This is a genomic window from Pseudomonas sp. Mn2068 (genome assembly GCF_049319725.1).
In the GTDB taxonomy this organism is placed as follows: domain Bacteria; phylum Pseudomonadota; class Gammaproteobacteria; order Pseudomonadales; family Pseudomonadaceae; genus Aquipseudomonas; species Aquipseudomonas gingeri.
Genome location: NZ_JBMOUG010000008.1, coordinates 259,371 through 274,192, shown reverse-complemented (window position 1 = coordinate 274,192; position 14,822 = coordinate 259,371). Strand labels below are relative to the sequence as shown.

Genomic DNA, 14,822 nt, shown 5'->3' with positions numbered 1-14,822 from the left:
TCTGGCGGGCCGGCTGGAGGCTGCTTCCACATAGGGTTCGGGGCGTCAGTTGTAGGTAATGGTCACGGAGGCCGTGGTCAGCAACGAACCCTTGGAAACGGTGCCGATCCTGATGTAGTGGGCGCCCATCGGCAGTACCGCGCGGCCAGCGGTGGCGGCAATGGTTCGCGAGCGAGCGGTGGCGGTGCCGTTGGCCGGGAAGTTGTAGGCGGATCCGCCGATGCGCGACTGGATCACGGTGGCAATGCCGGCGGCGTTGCCGTCGTTGGCGAAGCGTGTGGGCGCGGTGGGAGCCGGCTTTCCGTCAAAGGTGAAGGTGACATTCCTGATATCCGAGTCGCAGTTGGCGGTCAGGTTGAACTCATGCAGTCCGGCCCAATCGGCGCTATCGAAGTCACTGACTTTGACATTGGGCAGATTGATCGTGCGGCTGACGTCACTGGTGGCCAGGTGGCAGGTACCGCCCTGGATAGTCCCGCGGATGGTCAGGCTGCCGGTCTGGACCGCCTGGGCAGTGGCGCTGATCGTTGTCGCGGCGATGCACAAGGAGAGTGCGAAAAGAGGGGCTTTCATTGTTGGGGGCCTCATGGGTTGGGAAGTCGATCGGTTCGTGGCGGTTGACGAAATACGCCGCCGACCACGGGCTTGCTCAGTTGTAGGAAATGTTGACGGTGACGGTGCTGACCAGCGTGCCCTTGGTCAGGGCGCCGGTGGTCTTGTGATACTCCGCGCCCATTCGCAGCACGGCCCGGTTGGCGGATACCGCCACGGTCCGGGTGCTGTTGTGGCTGACCGTCTGGTTCGGGGTATGCAGCCATAACGCCACGCCGCCGGCCGTACCGCCTGTGTTGGCGAAGAGCGCGGGGTTGGTGGGTGCCGGAGTGCCGGTGAACCTGAAGGTGACGTTCGAGGCGTTGCTGCAGGTGGCGGTCAGGTCGAAGTGCTTGACGCCGGTGGAGATGCCGGTGAAGTTGGCGATCTGCACGGGGTCGAGCGTGATGGTGCGATTGACGTCGCCGGTGGCCAGGTCGCAGGTGGCGGTGGGCGCGACGAAGCTGACCGCGTTGTTCAGGAGAACCGTGTGGATGGTGCGCCCATCCCAGCTGTTGACCATGAGGTTGCCGCTGGGGACCGTGCCGTTCGATACGTTCCCGATCTTGTAGAACTGCGCCTCCATGGTCAACATCGTGTGTTCGTAGGCTGTGTAGCCCAGGGCAATCGAACTGCTGTGGAGAGGCATGGGATACAAGACTCCTCCCCTGAGCGTTGCATGGGCCCGCATGCCGATCCCTGGAACATTGGTTCGATAGACATTCGTCAGCCCGGGAAGCGCCACCCAGTCGGCGGTGGTGTACCGCCCGACCGTTTGCTGCATGATCGGCGGGCTGCAGGTGCTGATGCCGCTGGGATAGGGGCCACCGAAGGGGGCCCTGGCGATCACGGCTCCCACGGGCAGAGTTGACGGCACGCTGATGGTCGCTGGAAACGTCACGCCGTTGCGGGGGTTGCCCGGGTAATAGTTGCACGCGGCCTGGGCTGCCACGGGCAGCAGGAGGACCAGCAACGCACACGCTGCCTGGAGGGGGCGTTTCATGGGCGGTCTCGCCTGAAGCAATGACTGGAGTCTGTCGACCGGAGCGTTTGCGCGGCAGGTATTCGCGACCATGATCAAGCCTCATCTGCAGGAGTATCAGGCGGGGTCGAGCGGGACGTATCGCTACTGTCGGTCCGGCATTCCCCCTCCATTTGACGTAAGCCCTCCGAGTCGGCGAGCGTGCCCAGGTCGTAGGCGATCCGGCAGCTGTCCGCGCTGCTCGGCCCCCACTTGACCGTCAACTGGCCGCTATCGTCTGGCAGCCGGACAAACACCATGCTGTTCTGCCCGACCACGCCCACGTTGGCTTCGCTTTCATCGAACACATCGGCACCGAACGGCAGCGGGCTGCCATCTTCCCGACTGGCATTGATGATCACGGCCCGCCCGCTGCTGGTCTCATACTTCATCACCACCACGGAACCGGCCCGGGGGGCGACGTTGTGCGAGGCGGACTTGAGCTCCACGTCGTGGGACATGTCGCGAGGGTCCAGTTCGACCACGTTCTGGCGGTACGGGGTGAGGTGCGGCACCACGGCGTACCCCTTGCCGTCCACCTGGGCATCGTTGTTGCTGCCGACCCAGGCCCCCTTGGCACCGGGTGCGTGGACCAGGCCGATGGTGTCGCCCAGTTCCGGGCTCAGGGTCAGGCCGTCGGCATGGGCGACCAGCCCGCCGGACAACCCCAGCGATTGCGAGTGGTAGCCGTTGCCCTGGCTGTGGCTGGTGGAAGCCACGGCATAGCGGCTGCGGTATTGCAGGTCGGCGTTGAAGCTGTTGCCGACGCCATTGCCGGCGTGGCTGGCCGAAACCCCGTAGTTGACCTCGCTGCGTTCGCCCCAGGTGCCGCCCAGGCCGGCCTGGACACTGCTTTGCCGGTCGCCGCGGGTGAGGTTGCTCCACAGGTTCGGTGCGCGGTTCGAGTAGCCCAGCGGCAGGCTGATGGTGAGGTCGATCTGATTGCTGCTGCGCTCGGTCAGCAGGTCGCGGCTGCGCTGGGCGCTGATGGTGTAGTTCATGCGTTGCCAGGAACTGCTGTAGCCGGCGGTGAAGCTCAGGCTGCCGCCCTTGCGGTTCCAGTAGTTCTGCGACGAGCCGGTGAGGAATACCGATCCCTGGTCCAGGCTCTGGTTGAGGCTGACATCCAGGCGTTCGCGCACCCGGCTGACTTTTTCCAGGTCCCCGCCCCGGCGGGCGATATCCCGCAGTTGCGCGGTGTCGCGGGCACTGAGGAAACCGTCGGTGGAATAGCGAAAGGCACCCAGGGCGAAGTTGGTCCCGGTATCGGCGAAGTTCTTGTTGTAGCGGGCCTGCAGGCTCTGGCCGCGACGATTGGCAAACCCCGGCAGTTCAGACTGGGAGGTGGTCAGGTCGAGGGAGATCGCCCCCACCGGCGTATTGAACGCCGCCCCCAGCAGTTGCGAGTGATAGCCTTCCGACGCCAAGGCGCCGACATAGCCGGTGACCAGGTTGTTGAGACCGTACTGGAAGGTGCCCTGGCTCAGCCAGGGCTTGCTGTCGACACCGAGCTCGTCCATTTCGCCGAGGCTCAGCGAGTAGCGGCTGTAGCCCGGCCGGATCAGGTTGACGTTGGAGGCGAACGGCACGATGAACTGCCGTTGCCGGCCATCGGCCTCGGTGACGGTGACCTCCAGGTCGCCGCCGTAACCGGTGGGGAACAGGTCGTTGAGCACGAATGGGCCCGGCGGTACGCTGACTTCGTCCAGCAGTATGCCGCGCTGGCGCACGCTGACCCGGGCGTTGGTCTCGGCCACGCCACGGACGATGGGCGCGTAGCCGGTCAGCGAGTCGGGCAGCATGCGATCGTCGGTGGACAGGGTCATGCCGCGCAGGCGGATGCTGTCGAACAGCTCGCCGGTGGTGTAGATCTCGCCGGCCATGAGTTGCGATTGCAGCCCGGGCAGTTCCCGTTGCAGATAGGTGGCGCTGCTCTGGTAGCTGCTGCTGGCTTCGTTGCTGCTGTAGGCGCCGTTGTGTCGCAGGTGCCAGCCGTTGAGGTTGAGACCGGTGTGCAGCCCCAGGTAGTTGGAGAACGATGAGCGGCCCTTGTTGTTGTTCATGAAACCGTTGGCGTTGTAGCGCACGAACGCCGCGTTCACCCCCGGATCCCAATGCTCCGGGCTAACGTAGCCGCGTGCCGTGCGTGACAGGTAGAGCTGTGGCACCTGCAGGTCCAGCCGTCCTTCACCGGCATCGAAACTGACGCTGGCGCCGGGGATGTAGGTGCCGATATCGCCACAGGTAGACAGCGGCGGCAGCGCCGGCGGCACGGGTTCACCGGCTTCGGCGGCCTTCTGCGCGATGCCATCGAGATCGACCCCGAGCCGGGTCAGCAGCGGGCGTTCCAGGCAGAGCTGGGCATTGTTGCGGCCCTCGACGGCGGCGAAGGTCAGTTCTTCCCGGCCGATCCAGTTGCCGTTGACGGAGACGTCCGCGCGGTACTGGCCCGGCAGGACCACGTTGCCTTCGTTGAAGCGCGAGATGTCGATCTGTCCGCCGCCACCGGGGAAGAACGCCGGGTTGAACTCCACCCGCTCGACCTCGTCCGCGGCCAGGGCATTGCCGGCTGCCAGCAGCAGGAGGCTGTGAATGACATGGGCCAGACGGTTGCGCGGGGTGCGCAATCCGCCGGGTACAGACTGGGTCTTCGATCTCATCGCAAACATTCCAAACCTTGTGTATTGCCGGATTCGGGCAAGCCGGGCCCGACCGTCGCGCGTTCTTGTTCGCGGACGGGGCGGGAGTTCCTTTACTGGCTGGCGTTCCAGGCGCGCCAGGCGCTGATATCAGCCGGTCATGGCGTGACCTGGACCTTGTGCGAATGCCGGGCGCCGTAGTCGTCGATGGTCTGGAACTCGACCAGGGCGCCAGCGGCGGGGGCCGACTTCAGGCTCGGCAGGACGAAGCGGTTGCTGGCATTCGGGTTGACCATGTTCCCGGCGCCTGTCTGGCCGACCGGCTTGGCATGGCGTTGGCCCGCCGCGACCAGTTCCACCGAATCGAAGTTCAGGTGGTAGGGCGTAGGGTTATGCACTTCCAGGGCGGGTCCCTGGACGCCGGACACCAGTGTCCAGCGCAGTTTTTCCACGGCTTGCGCGGGCGGGTAGGGCAGGTCCCGCGGCCGGAAAAACACCTTGATGCGCGTGCGGAAGGCGAGTTGCAGCTGGTTGCTCTCTTCCGAGTCCCGGGCCTTGGGCGGTACCTCCAGCATGTTCAGCCAGAACAGGCTCTCCTTGTCCTTGGGCAGCGATTCGCCGGTATAGGCCAAGCGCACGACCTGTTGCTTGCCCGGTTCCATGCGGAAGATCGGGGGCGTGGCGAGGAAGGGCACCCGGGCCTGTTCCGGCGCCACTTCTTCGTCGCCGGTGTCCAGCCAGACCTGCACCAGGGCCGGTTTCTGGTTCTTGTTCTCGAACCGGATGGTCACTTCCTTCTGGTTCGCCGGGTACACCACCCGGGTGCCGGTGATGATGACGCTGGCTCGGGCCATGAAGCTGGTGCTCAGCATCAGGATTGCGAGGGCAAGCAGGATGACGAGGCGTGCGGTCGCGGCGCTGCGCGGGAGTGTGTTCATGAGCACTGGTCGGTCCGGTTCAAGAGGTGATGTCGGCGCTGTGGCTGACGCGCGCGCCGAAGTCGCTGATCGCACTGAACTCGACCTTCAGGGCGCCGCTGGGCGGGGTTCGCAGGTTGGGCAGCGGGAAGCGCTTGATGTCGCCGGACGGCAGCAACAGGCTGTCGTTGACCTCCTTGTTCGGTGCCTTCGGATAACGCTCGTCGCGGCCCTTGCCCACCAGTTCCACCGAGCCCAGGGAGACGTGATAAGGCGTCGGGTTGAGGACTTCCAGCGCGTGGCCACCTTCATGGCGCACGAGTTTCCAGCTCAGCTTCGGCGCCGCGCTGGTTTTCGGATAGGGCAGGCCTTCCGGCCGGTAGAACACTCGCAGCCGGGAACGAAACGACAGTTCCAGCAGGTTCCTGTCGGCAGTACCGACGGTGGTCGGCTGCACTTCCAGCACATTCAGCCAGAACAGGCTTTCGCGGTCCGTGGGTAGCGGGCCGCCGGTATAGCGCAGGCGCGGGGCCTGCTGCTTTTTCGGTTCGATGCGCAGGATCGGCGGCATCGCGGTGAAGGGCGCCTGTGCGGTGGCGGGCGTCGCGCGCTTGTCGCCGTCGTCGAGCCAGAGCTGGACCAGGGCGGGACGTTCGCCCTTGTTCTCCAGCCGGACCACGACTTCCTGTTGCTCGGCGGGATAGATCACGCGCGCGCCATGGATGACCACGGCGGCAAGCGAGGAAGTAGCGTGCAGCGATGCCGTCAGAAGGGCACAGGCGACCATGCCCGAACGAACCAGGTTGTTCATTGGCGAAGCTCTCGTGTTGAAGGCTGGACCCGCGACAGGGCGCGGGTCCGTTGGATGACGCTTACTCGGCGTACTCGATCATGAAGCCGACCCGGGTGGCGACCTGGCCTTCACCCGCTGCACCGGTGGCGTAGTACTGGGCGGCCAGGGGAATGACCGCCTGGTTGTCGGCGATGACCACGCCTTCGGATTTCTCGGTGTAGACGTGGATCGGCGTACCGTCGCGCTGGGTGACCTCGACCTGCACGTTGCTGGCGGCGTCGCCGGTGGTGTCGATGTTCAGGCGACCGGTGGCGACATCGATGGCCGGGCTGGTCGGGTCGAACGCGACCATTGCGGTACGACCGTTGGTGCAGGCGGTTTCACCCGGCGCACCCACGCGAATCGAGAAACCGGTGAGGTTGGCGCGATCGCCGGCGTTCGTCAGGCGGGCCGCGGACACGCCGCCGAGGTCGACGTTCTTGACCACGCTGCCACCGCCTGGCGCTTCGCCTTCGATGGTGCAGGTCACGTCGGTCACCAGGCCATTGAAGTTGATGACGCCGTCATTGGCGGCGGCAGCCGGCAGGGCAATGAGTGCGGCCAGGGCGAGGGAGACGGCGGCAGAGACTTGGGAGATTTTCATCGGATTACCTTGAATGGTTTCAGTTGATTTCCCTTCCGACAGCCCTCCGGGTGGAGGGTGATAGCCTGTCGGACGAGGCCGCTACTCTCGCGTAGCCGGGGTCGCTGGAACATCGAGATAACTCGAAACCCTGCAGTTTCGTGATTTCTCGAAGGGCTTTCCGTTTGTGCTCTCGGCGCTGGGTGCTATAAGCCTGAAAGTTCTGTAGGTATTCGTCGCGGCCCTTATCTGCTGGCTCGGTTTTTTCTCGGGAGGTCTAAATAAAGATGACTAGCGCAGTCCCTGGTTCCTACACAGTCATGCTGCTGGACGATCACGAACTGATAAGGGTGGGTACGTCCCTGTGGTTGTCGAAAGAGCCTGACCTTGAGGTTGTCGGTTCCTTTTCCACGGGCAGGGAACTGCTCGCCGCCCTGGCCATCAGGCAGCCGGATATCCTCGTGATCGACTTCATGCTCGGCCCGACGGAGATCGACGGGATCAACCTGATCCGTGCGCTGCGGGTGCGTTATCCCGATTGCCGGCCACTGGTGCTTTCGGCCCACTACACCCCGGCGACCGTGTCGCTGGCGCTACGGGCCGGGAGCTGGGGTTTCTTTGGCAAGACCCAGCGCCTGGACGGGCTGGCGGCGGCGATCCGTACCGTGGCCCGGGGCAAGATCTACCTGCACCCGATCATGGCCAGGGAGGTCGCCACGGTGTCGGAGAAGGAGGTGTACGAGGCGGCGAGCGCCAGCGAGCAGGTGCCCGCGTGTGCCCATGACATCCTCTCGCCCCGGGAGCGGGAAGTGCTGCGCTGTTTTCTCGATGGCATGTCGGTGAACGGGATTGCCGAGAAGTTCTCGCGCAGCGCCAATACCATCAGCACCCAGAAACAGTCGGCCTACCGCAAGCTGGGGATCAAGACCGACAGCGAACTGTTCAAGCTGTCCAGTTCGCTACGGGATTCGAACGCGATGGGCTTCTGAGGCGGGCGGGTGCCGGCCTGTCGCGGGACGGGTTACTCGATGAAGGTCACGACGCCGCCGGCCAGGGACTTGACCCGGGCCAGGGACTCGACGCGATAGCCCTGGGCGTCCAGCTCGGCACGGCCGCCCTGGAACGACTTCTCGATCACGATGCCCAGGCCCGCCACGGTCGCGCCGGCCTGCTTGATGATCGAGATCAGCGCCTGGGACGCTTTGCCGTTGGCCAGGAAGTCATCGATGATCAGCACGCGGTCGCTGCTGGTCAGGTGGCGCGGGGAGATCGCCACGGTACTTTCCACCTGCTTGGTGAAGGAGTAGACGGTCGCCGACAGCAGGTTCTCCGTCAGGGTCAGGGACTGGTGCTTGCGGGCGAAAATCACCGGTACACCGAGGTTCAAGCCGGTCATGATCGCCGGGGCGATGCCCGAGGCTTCGATGGTGACGATCTTGGTGATGCCCGAATCGGCGAACAGCGTGGCGAATTCGTCACCGATCAGTTTCATCAACTGCGGGTCGATCTGGTGGTTCAGGAAGGCGTCGACCTTCAGGACCTGATCGGAAAGCACGATGCCTTCTTCGCGAATTTTCTTATGCAGTGCTTCCACGGAACGTCCTCGAATAGCGCGTTTACGCTGAAAATATTGCTCCTGCAGGAGCGGGTTTGGGTAGGAGCGGGCTTGCCCATGAAGGGGCCAGTGAGGCTACTGAAAAGCTTCGCGGGCAAGCCCGCTCCCACACAAGCCCGCTCCCACAAATAAAGGGGGAATCCAATTCTAGCGCTTTAACATGGCGCGTATATCCGCCAACGCGGAGTTGCCGCGAACGGCTTTCACTTCGGTCGGTGTGTCATCGTTGCCTTCCCAGGCCAGGTCGTCGGGAGGCAGTTCATCGAGGAAACGGCTCGGCGCGCAATCGATGACCTCGCCATACTGCTTGCGCTTGGCGGCGAAGGTGAAGGCCAGGGTCTGGCGCGCGCGGGTAATCCCGACATAGGCCAGGCGCCGTTCTTCCTCGATGGTGTCGGCCTCGATGCTGGAGCGGTGGGGAAGGATCTCCTCCTCCATGCCCATGATGAACACATAGGGGAACTCCAGCCCCTTGGACGCATGCAGGGTCATCATCTGCACGCCTTCGGCGCCTTCTTCCTCTTCCTGCTGGCGTTCGAGCATGTCACGCAGGACCAGCTTGCCGATGGCGTCCTCGACGGTCATGTCGCCGTCTTCGTCTTTCTCCAGAGTGTTCTTCAGCGCCTCGATCAGGAACCAGACGTTGCTCATCCGGTAGTCGGCGGCCTTGTCGCTGGAGCTGTTGGTGCGCAGCCAGTTCTCGTAGTCGATGTCCATGACCATGCTGCGCAGGGCGGAAATCGGGTCTTCGCCGGCGCACTGTTCACGCACGCGATCCATGAAGCGCTTGAACCGCGCCAGGCGGTCGGTGAAGCGGCTGTCCAGGTGTTCGCCGAGGCCGATCTCGTCGGTGGCGGCGTACATCGAGATCTTGCGCTCGGTGGCATAGTTGCCGAGCTTTTCCAGGGTGGTCGAGCCGATTTCCCGGCGGGGCACGTTGATCACCCGCAGGAAGGCGTTGTCGTCATCCGGGTTCACGATCAGGCGGAAGTAGGCCATCAGGTCCTTCACTTCCTGGCGTCCGAAAAAGCTGTTGCCGCCGGACAGGCGATAGGGGATCTGGTGGTGCTGCAGCTTCAACTCGATCAGCTTGGCCTGGTAGTTGCCGCGATAGAGGATGGCGAAATCGCTGTAGGGACGGTCGGTGCGCAGGTGCAGGCTGAGGATTTCCATGGCCACGCGCTCGGCCTCGGCGTCCTCGTTGCGGCAGCGGATCACGCGGATCTCGTCGCCGTGGCCCATCTCGCTCCAGAGCTGTTTTTCGAACTCGTGGGGATTGTTCGAGATCAGCACGTTGGCGCAGCGCAGGATACGGCTGGTGGAGCGGTAGTTCTGCTCGAGCATCACCACTTTCAGGGACGGGTAGTCGTCCTTGAGCAGCATCAGGTTTTCCGGACGCGCGCCGCGCCAGGCGTAGATCGACTGGTCGTCGTCGCCAACCACGGTGAACTGGTTGCGCGTGCCGATCAGCATTTTCACCAGCAGGTACTGGCTGGCGTTGGTGTCCTGGTATTCGTCCACCAGCAGGTAGCGGACCTTGTTCTGCCACTTTTCGAGGATGTCGGCATGTTCCTCGAACAGTTTCACCGGCAGCAGGATCAGGTCGTCGAAGTCCACCGCGTTGAACGCCTTGAGCGTGCGCTGGTAGTGGGTGTAGACGATGGCGGCGGTCTGTTCCTTGGGGTTGCGCGCGTTTTCCAGGGCCTGGGGCGGCAGGATCAGGTCGTTCTTCCACGAGCCGATCATGTTCTTGATCTCGTCGACGCCGTCGTCGCCCGAGTATTCCTTCTGCATGATGTCGGTCATCAGGGCCTTGACGTCGGTCTCGTCGAAAATCGAGAAGCCCGGCTTGTAGCCCAGCCGCACGTGTTCCTTGCGGATGATGTTCAACCCCAGGTTGTGGAAGGTCGAGACCGTCAGGCCACGGCCTTCGCCACCCTTGAGCAGGGTGCCGACGCGTTCCTTCATTTCCCGCGCCGCCTTGTTGGTGAAGGTCATGGCGACGATGTACTGGGCGCGGATGCCGCAGTTCTGGATCAGGTGGGCGATCTTGCGGGTGATCACGCTGGTCTTGCCGGAGCCGGCACCGGCGAGCACCAAAAGAGGGCCGCCGACGTAGTTCACGGCTTCTTGCTGCCGGGGGTTGAGTCGGGACATGGCGAAGTAAGTGGTCTGTTACGAAAAAGGGCGGGCATTTTAACAGGCTGGACAGATTCTGCCGCGACTCTCCGACACTGTGACGTACCACGCGATCTAAATTTGCCGGTTTTGTTACTTTCCCGCAGGATGCGCGAAGAATTTAAGGCTATCGTTCACGTTTGCACGGTACAAGACGGCGGTTGAGAATCAATTGCGTTTGTAGTCGCTGCACGGCGCGTCATAATGCCTTTCGCCACTATTTTTTGCAGAGTCTAGGGAGCTAGCTTGTCCAAGCCTGTCGAACCCTTGCGTTTGCTGCTTCTGGCCGAAGAGCCGGTGTGGGCAGCGTTGTTGCGCGAGTGTCTCGCTCCGATGGGAGGCGCGGCCGTATTGGTCAGTGCGACCTCCTGGGAGTTGGTCAGTAGCCTCTTCGATGACGAACGTACGGCGGTATTGCTCACCGTGCCCGGCCTGCAGCCGGCGCCGGGGCGTTGCAGCCTGCCGACCGTGCTGCTGCTCGACAGCGAGCCCGACGTGGCGCCGCTGGGCGTCAGCGACTGGCTGGTCCGCGCGGACCTGGACGCCTCGACCCTGCGTCGCTGCCTGCGGCACGTGCGTGAGCGCGGCGTGTTGGAAAACACCCTGCAACGTCTCGCCGAACAGGACCCGCTCACCGGTATCGCCAATCGCCAGGGGTTCCAGACCCTGCTGGCGGCGCGCCTGGCCGAGAATGAAGGGCGCGGCCTGGCCCTCGGGCACCTCGACCTGGACAACTTCCGTCATGCCAACGATGCCCTGGGGCACCAGGCCGGTGACCGGCTGATCCTGCAAGTGGTCGCCCGCCTCAAGAGCCAGCTCGAAGCCGGTGATCAACTGGCGCGCCTGGGCAGCGACGAGTTCGCCCTGTTGATCGATACCCGTCGCGCACCGCAGCGGGCCGAGTGGATGGCCGAGCGGATCATCGAAGTCATGGCCGAACCCTATTGGGTCGACGGTGAAAGCCTGTTGATCGGCTGCAGCCTGGGCATCGCCCACGCTCGCGCCAACGCCGGGGCCGACCCGCTGATGTGGCACGCGCACATTGCCATGCAGCAGGCCAAGAGCACCCAGGGCTGCACCTTCCACATCTTCAATGAACGCATCAATCGCAATGCCCGCAGCCTCGCCGACCTTGAAAGCGAGCTGCGCCGGGCGTTGCGCCGCGACGAGCTGGAGCTGCACTACCAGCCGCGCCTGGACCTGGGCACCGGGCAGATCGTCGGCCTCGAAGCCCTGGTGCGCTGGCGCCACGGCGAGCGCGGACTGTTGCCGCCCAGCGAATTCGTGCCGCTGGCCGAGCAGAGCGGGTTGATCGTGCCCCTGGGCTACTGGGTGATTTCCCGGGCCCTGCGGGATATGCAGGACTTGCGCGAGCGCGGACTGGGGCCATTGCACATGGCGGTCAACCTGTCGTTCCGACAGTTCCAGGACAGCCAGTTGCTGTCGACCCTGAGCCGGCTGATCGCCGAGCGCGGCGTCGAGGCGCAATGGCTGGAGTTCGAACTCACCGAAACCGCGGTGATGCGGCGCAGCGACCTGGTCAAGCAGACCATGGATGCCCTCGGGCGGCTGGGGGTGCGTTTTTCCCTGGATGACTTCGGCACCGGTTTCTCTTCCTTCGTGCACCTCAACAGCCTGCCGATAGCCTTGCTCAAGGTGGACAAGAGTTTCGTCGGCGGCATGGAGTTGCGCGAAGAGAACCGCAAGCTGGTTCACGCCATGATCAACCTGGCCCACAACCTCAACCTGGAAGTGGTGGCCGAAGGGGTCGAAACGCCGGAGCAACTGGCGCTGTTGCGTGGCTTCGGCTGCGACCAGGCCCAGGGCTACCTGATCAGTCGGCCGCTGCCACTGGTGGAACTGGTCGAGTACCTGACGTTCGGTGCCAGCCAGCAGGCGGTGCAGGACGTCTGCTGAGCCTGTCGGGGCGCGGTCCCCCGTGGGAGCCAGCAAGCCGGCTCCCACCCGTCGGGGTCGTGTGTGCTGACGAATTCGTCCGGCCATGCTTCAGCATCCGCTTCATCCGCCATTCGAACGCCAGGGTCAGGCCCACCGCCGCGAACGCCAGCCCCAGGGCCAGGCCCCACCAGACGCCGGTGGGGCCCCAGCCGACACTGAACGCCAGCAGCCACGCCGACGGTGCGCCGATCAGCCAGTAGCAACCGAGCCCGACGAGGAAGGTCGTCTTGGCATCCTTGAGCCCGCGAATCGCGCCCATGGCGATGGTCTGGGTGCCGTCGAACAGTTCGAACCAGGCGGCCACGGCCAGCAGGCTGACAGCCAGGTCGATCACCGGACGGAATGCCGGGTCGTTGTGGTCCAGGAACAACCCGATCAACTGATGCGGCGCGAGCCAGAAGAGCATGGCGAAGGCCAGCATGGTCGCCGCGCCGAAGGCGATGCCGACCCGTCCCGCGCGCCGCGCATCCAGCAGTTGTCCGGCACCGTAGTGCTGGCCGATGCGCAGGGTGATGGCATAGGAAATCCCCGCCGGAATCATGAACGCCACCGAGACGATCTGCAGGGCGATCTGGTGGGCCGCCAGCTGGGTGCTGCCCATGGTGCCCATGCACAGGGCAGCGAAGGCGAACAGCCCGACTTCCACCGCGTAGGTGCCGCCGATGGGCAGGCCCAGTCGCCAGAGCTCGCGCAGGTACTGCCAGTTCGGCCGGGACAGGCCGCGGCGCAAGGGGTAGTCGCGATACGCGGCATGCCGCCTGATGTGCCAGGCCATGGCCAGCGCCATGCAGTTGGCGACGATGGCGGTGACCAGGCCGATACCGGTCAGTCCCAGCCGGGGCAGGCCGAACATCCCGGTGATGAACGCATAGTTGAGGGCAAAGTTGGCCACGGTGCCACAGAGGCTGATCACCATCACCGGGGTGGCGCGTCCCAGGGCACTGGTAAAGCCGCGCAGGGCCATGAAGCTCAGGTAGCCGGGCAGGGCGAACGGCAGCGCTAGCAGGAACTGGCCGGCCGCGTGCACGTTGCTCGGGGTCTGGCCGAACAGCAGCAGGAGCGGCTTGAGGTTCCACAGCAGCAGGCCGGCGACCAGCGCCATGGCCCAGGCCAGCCAGAGCCCGGCCTGGGTCAGCCGGGTGGCGCCCTCGACATCGCCGGCGCCGTGACGAATGGCCACCAGGGTGCCGACCGCGGCAATCACGCCGAGGCAGAAAATCGACACGAATGAATAGCTCGCCGCACCCAGGCCGCCGCCGGCCAGGGCCTCGGGGCTGAGGCGGGCCATCATCAGGGTGTCGGTCAGCACCATCAGCATGTGTGCCAACTGCGAGGCGATCAACGGCCCCGACAGCCGCAGGATGGCCCAGAGTTCGGTACGTGCTGGATGCTGCATGATCATCAGGCTCAAAAAGTGGCAGGCTGGGGAAAGGATTGATTCTCGGCGCCTGCGCGGGTTTGCACAAAGGGATAAAAACGATTGCTCGCATGATAAAAACTCATGCAGGGGCATTTCTGGTAAGTTCTTCGCTATCCAGCCATCGGAAGGTTCCGCATGTCCCGCCGCCTGCCGCCCCTCTACGCCTTGCGTGCTTTCGAAGCCGCGGCGCGACATAGCTCGTTCACTCGCGCGGCGGAAGAACTGTCGATCACCCAGAGCGCGGTCAGCCGGCATATCCGCACGCTCGAAGACCACTTCGCCTGTCGCCTGTTCCAGCGCAATGGCCGCAACCTGCAATTGACGGAAGCCGCGCGCCTGCTGTTGCCGGGGATCCGCGAAGGCTTCGGTGCCCTGGAGCGTGCCTGCAATACCTTGCGCGCCGAAGATGACATCCTGCGCATGAAGGCGCCCTCGACTCTGACCATGCGCTGGTTGCTGGCCCGGCTCAGCCGCTTCCGGCACTTGCAGAAAGGCAACGAGGTGCAGCTCACCAGCGCCTGGATGGACATCGACAGTGTCGACTTCAACCAGGAGCCTTTCGATTGCGCGGTGTTGCTCGGCAACGGACACTTCCCGCCGGACTGGGAAGCCAGTTACCTGTTTTCCGAATGGCTGATCCCGGTAGGCGCGCCGACGCTGCTCAACGACCAGCCCTGGGACGTCGAGCGGCTGGCCGGCGCCGAGCTGTTGCATCCGACGCCGGATCGTCGTGACTGGCGCAGCTGGCTGGAGCGCATGGGCCTGTCCGAGCGGATTTCCCTCAAGGGCGGCCAGGTGTTCGATACCCTGGAACTGGGCATGATCGCCGCGGCCCGTGGCTACGGCGTGTCCATGGGCGACCTGCTGATGGTGGCGGAGGATGTCGCCCAGGGCCGCCTGAGCCTGCCATGGCCGACCGCCGTGGCCAGCGGCGAGAAATATTACCTGGTATGGCCGAAAACCCGCCCTGGCGGCGAGCGCCTGCGGCGCCTGAGCGACTTCCTGCAAGGCGAGGTCGCCGCGATGGAATTGCCCCCGGTCGAACGCCTGAGCTGAATCGAAACAGC

General features: G+C 64.5%; 12 protein-coding genes. 3 read left to right on the top strand and 9 right to left on the bottom strand.

The features are described from left to right. Nucleotides 1-45: 45 nt before the first annotated feature. From ACL9RJ_RS20165 to ACL9RJ_RS20140, 6 genes are all read right to left on the bottom strand, one after another. Nucleotides 46-573, bottom strand: coding sequence for a fimbrial protein (locus tag ACL9RJ_RS20165; RefSeq protein ID WP_178989658.1), 528 nt, complete (start codon nt 571-573; stop codon nt 46-48). A gap of 76 nt (nt 574-649) precedes the next feature. After that, entirely contained in the window at nt 650-1,594 is a 945-nt protein-coding gene (locus ACL9RJ_RS20160) for a fimbrial protein (protein ID WP_178989660.1), read from the bottom strand. 74 nt (nt 1,595-1,668) lie between these two features. Beyond that, on the bottom strand, nt 1,669-4,272 hold the full coding sequence (locus ACL9RJ_RS20155) for a fimbria/pilus outer membrane usher protein (RefSeq protein ID WP_422765590.1): 2,604 nt from the start codon (nt 4,270-4,272) through the stop codon (nt 1,669-1,671). Nucleotides 4,273-4,409: 137 nt separating this feature from the next. Then, nucleotides 4,410-5,189 (bottom strand): fimbria/pilus periplasmic chaperone, encoded by a 780-nt coding sequence (locus tag ACL9RJ_RS20150; RefSeq protein WP_212810282.1) that lies wholly within the window; start codon nt 5,187-5,189, stop codon nt 4,410-4,412. A gap of 19 nt (nt 5,190-5,208) precedes the next feature. Next, on the bottom strand, nt 5,209-5,979 hold the full coding sequence (locus tag ACL9RJ_RS20145; protein ID WP_177118611.1) for a fimbria/pilus periplasmic chaperone: 771 nt from the start codon (nt 5,977-5,979) through the stop codon (nt 5,209-5,211). A 61-nt stretch (nt 5,980-6,040) separates the two neighbouring features. Then, complete coding sequence (locus ACL9RJ_RS20140) at nt 6,041-6,604, bottom strand: fimbrial protein (RefSeq protein WP_017125514.1); 564 nt, start codon at nt 6,602-6,604, stop codon at nt 6,041-6,043. A gap of 299 nt (nt 6,605-6,903) precedes the next feature. On the opposite strand from ACL9RJ_RS20140, the gene ACL9RJ_RS20135 reads away from it, so the two are divergent. Then, nucleotides 6,904-7,572 (top strand): response regulator, encoded by a 669-nt coding sequence (locus tag ACL9RJ_RS20135; RefSeq protein WP_017125513.1) that lies wholly within the window; start codon nt 6,904-6,906, stop codon nt 7,570-7,572. A gap of 32 nt (nt 7,573-7,604) precedes the next feature. Here ACL9RJ_RS20135 and ACL9RJ_RS20130 read toward each other — a convergent pair whose 3' ends face one another. Together ACL9RJ_RS20130 and rep are read right to left on the bottom strand one after the other, a co-directional pair. Beyond that, the gene (locus ACL9RJ_RS20130; RefSeq protein WP_017125512.1) at nt 7,605-8,177 is read right to left on the bottom strand and encodes a xanthine phosphoribosyltransferase; all 573 of its coding nucleotides are present in this window, start codon (nt 8,175-8,177) and stop codon (nt 7,605-7,607) included. A gap of 168 nt (nt 8,178-8,345) precedes the next feature. Continuing rightward, nucleotides 8,346-10,355, bottom strand: coding sequence for a DNA helicase Rep (rep, locus tag ACL9RJ_RS20125; RefSeq protein ID WP_042935111.1), 2,010 nt, complete (start codon nt 10,353-10,355; stop codon nt 8,346-8,348). A 267-nt stretch (nt 10,356-10,622) separates the two neighbouring features. Here rep and ACL9RJ_RS20120 point away from each other — a divergent pair, with 267 nt between their 5' ends. Next, nucleotides 10,623-12,293 carry a putative bifunctional diguanylate cyclase/phosphodiesterase gene (locus ACL9RJ_RS20120; protein ID WP_017125510.1) on the top strand — a complete coding sequence of 557 codons (1,671 nt, stop codon included), beginning with the start codon at nt 10,623-10,625 and terminating at the stop codon, nt 12,291-12,293. Here ACL9RJ_RS20120 and ACL9RJ_RS20115 read toward each other — a convergent pair. Continuing rightward, nucleotides 12,211-13,731 carry a NorM family multidrug efflux MATE transporter gene (locus ACL9RJ_RS20115; RefSeq protein ID WP_422765589.1) on the bottom strand — a complete coding sequence of 507 codons (1,521 nt, stop codon included), beginning with the start codon at nt 13,729-13,731 and terminating at the stop codon, nt 12,211-12,213. The two genes, ACL9RJ_RS20120 and ACL9RJ_RS20115, sit on opposite strands and share 83 nt — an antisense overlap. Nucleotides 13,732-13,890: 159 nt before the next feature. On the opposite strand from ACL9RJ_RS20115, the gene ACL9RJ_RS20110 reads away from it, so the two are divergent. After that, nucleotides 13,891-14,811: a LysR substrate-binding domain-containing protein gene (locus tag ACL9RJ_RS20110; RefSeq protein WP_103033057.1), complete on the top strand. Its 921-nt coding sequence runs from the start codon at nt 13,891-13,893 to the stop codon at nt 14,809-14,811. The last annotated feature ends 11 nt before the right edge of the window (nt 14,812-14,822 follow it).

Bases quoted from the DNA above. Each gene is read 5' to 3' on its own strand.
- rep (WP_042935111.1), bottom strand. From the start codon at position 10,355: ATGTCCCGACTCAACCCCCGGCAGCAAGAAGCCGTGAACTACGTCGGC.
- ACL9RJ_RS20150 (WP_212810282.1), bottom strand. From the start codon at position 5,189: ATGAACACACTCCCGCGCAGCGCCGCGACCGCACGCCTCGTCATCCTG.
- ACL9RJ_RS20165 (WP_178989658.1), bottom strand. From the start codon at position 573: ATGAAAGCCCCTCTTTTCGCACTCTCCTTGTGCATCGCCGCGACAACG.
- ACL9RJ_RS20145 (WP_177118611.1), bottom strand. From the start codon at position 5,979: ATGAACAACCTGGTTCGTTCGGGCATGGTCGCCTGTGCCCTTCTGACG.
- ACL9RJ_RS20115 (WP_422765589.1), bottom strand. From the start codon at position 13,731: ATGCAGCATCCAGCACGTACCGAACTCTGGGCCATCCTGCGGCTGTCG.
- ACL9RJ_RS20140 (WP_017125514.1), bottom strand. From the start codon at position 6,604: ATGAAAATCTCCCAAGTCTCTGCCGCCGTCTCCCTCGCCCTGGCCGCA.
- ACL9RJ_RS20135 (WP_017125513.1), top strand. From the start codon at position 6,904: ATGCTGCTGGACGATCACGAACTGATAAGGGTGGGTACGTCCCTGTGG.
- ACL9RJ_RS20110 (WP_103033057.1), top strand. From the start codon at position 13,891: ATGTCCCGCCGCCTGCCGCCCCTCTACGCCTTGCGTGCTTTCGAAGCC.
- ACL9RJ_RS20155 (WP_422765590.1), bottom strand. From the start codon at position 4,272: ATGAGATCGAAGACCCAGTCTGTACCCGGCGGATTGCGCACCCCGCGC.
- ACL9RJ_RS20160 (WP_178989660.1), bottom strand. From the start codon at position 1,594: ATGAAACGCCCCCTCCAGGCAGCGTGTGCGTTGCTGGTCCTCCTGCTG.